General features: G+C 47.0%; 3 protein-coding genes. All 3 read left to right on the forward strand.

The genetic code is table 11. The features are described from left to right. The first annotated feature begins 312 nt into the window (after positions 1-312). Positions 313-1,332, forward strand: a complete 1,020-nt coding sequence (locus AC1WIP_RS13590; RefSeq protein ID WP_481142331.1) for a nucleotidyltransferase domain-containing protein — start codon at positions 313-315, stop codon at positions 1,330-1,332. Continuing rightward, positions 1,333-2,172, forward strand: coding sequence for a nucleotidyltransferase domain-containing protein (locus AC1WIP_RS13595; protein WP_481142332.1), 840 nt, complete (start codon positions 1,333-1,335; stop codon positions 2,170-2,172). 112 nt (positions 2,173-2,284) lie between these two features. Beyond that, positions 2,285-3,135 (forward strand): aldo/keto reductase (locus AC1WIP_RS13600; protein ID WP_481142333.1); only part of this gene is annotated, 851 nt, incomplete at its 3' end.

Below are 3,135 nucleotides of genomic sequence, written 5' to 3' on the forward strand. Positions count from 1 at the left end.
ATACTATATAAAAAGATGAAAGAATGACGATTTCTCGCATGGCTACGTAAGTGTAATATTTTCTGTATTTTCGGTTACAGGAAGCCCGTCGTATTTCGGATATTACCAGGTAGAGAAATCATCAGGGGAACCGCCCAAACATAGCTTTTCATGAAATTGTTTACGAAAATGTTAGAACAGAAGATCAGGCAGCAAGAGACAGAGCGTTTGAAAAGCTGGAAAGTCTCAGAAGAAAATTCTTCTTATCGGGCTTTGCAGAGAATCGTAGATTTCTCAAAAGAGATCTTTCTACAATCATTGGAGGAGTAATCTATGGATTTCAAAGCGCTTTTACAGACAACTGAATATGATTTTATACGAAACAATAAGCGGCTCGGAGACCGCATCATGCTTCTGGGTGTCGGTGGAAGCTATGCTTACGGAACCAACAATGAAAGAAGTGACATTGATTTTCGTGGAGTGACATTGCAGCTTTCGTCCGATCTCATCGGACTTACGGAATTTGAACAATACGAGGATGATAAGACGGATACAGTTATTTATGGCTTTAATAAGCTGGTAAAGCTGCTTCTGGAATGCAATCCGAATACCTGTGAGATACTGGGACTTGATGATGATCAATACCTTATTAAATCCCGACTTGGGCAGGAACTCATAGATAACAGCAGGATATTTCTCTCAAAGAGAGCCATTAAATCCTTCGGCGGGTATGCAGATGCCCAGCTGCGGCGTCTGCAGAATGCGATAGCCAGAGACACACTGCCCCAGAGCGACAAAGAGAAGCATATCCTGAAGTCAGTAAGGAACGCATTGGATGACTTTAACCGCCGTTATTCCGAGAAAGATGCCGGGAGCATAAAGCTTTATATAGACAAGGCGGAAAATCCAAAGCTGGACACAGAAATATTTGTAGACGCCGATTATAAGCATTTTCCTCTGCGGGATTATACAGAGCTATGGGGGACGATGCGGACAGTAGTGCGTGATTATGATAAGATTGGAAAACGTAACAAAAAGAAGGATGACAGTCATCTGAACAAGCACGCCATGCACCTCATCCGGCTTTTTATGATGGCCATTGATATATTGGAAAGGGGTGAAATTATTACGCATAGAGTGAATGACCTTCCGGTTCTTCTTGCCATTAGAAGAGGCGAGTACATGCTTCCGGACGGAACATTTTCACCGGAGTTTTACGAAATGCTGGAAGAATATGAGAAAAAGCTTGATGAGGCGGCAGAGGGAACACAGCTTCCCGATCATCCTGATATGCCCGCCGTGGAAGCTTTTGTGGAACGCGTCAATCGTTATGCTGTGACAGGTGAACTTTAGATGAGAGATGTAGAAAAAGAAATCAGGGAAAAGCTGAATGAAATAGAACAAACAGAAGGAGTCAGGATTCTTCATGCGGTTGAGTCCGGGAGCAGGGCATGGGGCTTTGCGTCACCGGACAGCGATTATGATGTGCGGTTTGTATATGTAAGGCCTAAAGAGGATTATCTGCGCCTTGATGAACCGAGAGATGTGATTGAATGGCAGCTGGACGAGGTGCTTGATATCAACGGCTGGGATATTAAGAAAGCTTTGCGGCAGTTTGCAAAGGGGAATGCCACGCTCTTTGAATGGAGCGGATCGCCGATCATATACCGCACAACAGAGGAATGGAAGAAGATCAGCCAGGTATCCAAACAGTATTTTTCTGAGAAGGCAGCAGTATATCATTATTACGGGACAGCCAACAGCACGCTTTGGGGATATCTGCTTGGTGACACAATTCGTTATAAGAAATATTTTTATGCGCTTCGTCCTCTGCTTGCAGCACAGTATATTGAGAAGTATCATGCGGCTCCTCCGGTTTTGTTCGATGATCTTCTGAAGATGGATATGCCGCAGAAGCTTAAGAAAGCTATAGATGAACTGTTGGAAATAAAGAAGAAGACAATGGAGGATGCGGAAAACCCGCATATGCCGGCAATCCAGGCTTTTATTGAGGCAGAGACGGCAAGACAGAAAGAGATAGCGGATTCTCTCCCGGATGACCATAACAAGGATTTGGCAGAGTTGAATCGGGTTTTCAGACAAATTCTCTTAAAAACGGACAGGCATAAGACCAACAGGGCAGCGGCATCCTGTGAATCGAAACGGGAAGAGGCCGGAAAGAATCAGCCATAAAAAATTGTTATTGGCTATTTGGCAGGAAGAAAGCTATAATGATCTGTAAGAACAATGTCCCGGGATTTTGGGAGGGCCTTCGGACCAAAAGAAGGGACAAAGGAGGAATTGTATGGAATACCGTAAGCTGCCCCATGGACAGGAGCAGATCAGCATGATCGGCCTTGGCAACAGCTCCTTAGGCCCGTGCGGTGAGGAAGAAATGGAAAAGACAGTGGCTATGGCCATAGAAAACGGCGTCAACTATTTTGACATGGCGGCGGGGGATGCGTCCCCCTTTCCGGCTTACGGACGGGCTGTTTCCGGGTGCCGCAGCCAGGTGTATTTTCAGGTGCATTTTGGAGCGGATTATCGAAGCGGCAAATACGGATGGACCCTGAAGCTGGATGAAATCAAGCGCTCCGTGGACTGGCAGCTGAAGGCTCTGCGCACGGACTATATCGACTTTGGCTTTATCCATTGTCTGGACGAGGAAGCAGATCTGGAAGCTGCCATCAGACAGGGAACCCTTGCGTATATGGAGGAGTTAAAGCAGCAGGGAGTAATCCGCCATATAGGCCTATCCTCCCATACGCCTTTCGTGGTAAACAAGGTGCTGGATATGCACATTCTGGATATGCTTATGTTCAGCATCAATCCGGCCTATGATTACAGGCACGGCGAATACGCAGTGGGAAGCGGAGATGAAAGGGCGGCTCTTTACAGACGCTGCCAGGCGGAGGGGGTTGGAATCTCCGTCATGAAGGCATTTTCCGGCGGCCAGCTGCTGGATGAGAAAACCTCTCCCTTTGGCCGGGCGCTGACCGCATACCAGTGTATACAGTATGCCTTGGACCGGCCCGGTGTTTTGACGGTGCTTCCCGGCGTGCGTGACAGGAAGGATTTAAAGCAGCTTCTGGGATTTCTGGAGGCTTCCCCGGAGGAAAGGGATTACTCCGCCATAGGCAGCTTTACGCCTAAGGA

The sequence above is a fragment of the Acetatifactor sp. genome (assembly GCF_982438285.1).

Coding starts and splice junctions, on each gene's coding strand:
- AC1WIP_RS13590 (WP_481142331.1), top strand. CDS start 313: ATGGATTTCAAAGCGCTTTTACAGACAACTGAATATGATTTTATACGA.
- AC1WIP_RS13595 (WP_481142332.1), top strand. CDS start 1,333: ATGAGAGATGTAGAAAAAGAAATCAGGGAAAAGCTGAATGAAATAGAA.